The sequence below is a fragment of the Psychromonas aquatilis genome, from assembly GCF_038155185.1.
GTDB lineage: Bacteria > Pseudomonadota > Gammaproteobacteria > Enterobacterales > Psychromonadaceae > Psychromonas > Psychromonas aquatilis.
Window position 1 is genome coordinate 1 of record NZ_JBAKAZ010000421.1, and the last position, 212, is coordinate 212.

Sequence of the window (212 nt, forward strand, 5' to 3'; positions counted from 1 at the left end):
GACTAAGGATTGTCGTGGAAACTATTATTCTTTTACTACAGCAATTGTGTGTGTATGTAGTGATCACTTATCTATTGAGTAACACACCGGTATTTATTCCTCTCACCTTTATTTCTGGTCGTTCATCGCATCGTAGTGCTTTTTATCTACTCTTTAGCTCGTTTTGTATTTTAGGGTCTGACTTTAGTTTATCTATTGAAAATGCCTTGGCG

The 212-nt window shown here is 36.3% G+C and carries 1 pseudogene; it reads left to right on the top strand.

From position 1 onward, the window contains the following. Nucleotides 1–14 precede the first annotated feature (14 nt). Nucleotides 15–212, top strand: a pseudogene (locus tag V6256_RS16015) (sensor histidine kinase); the annotation flags it as partial.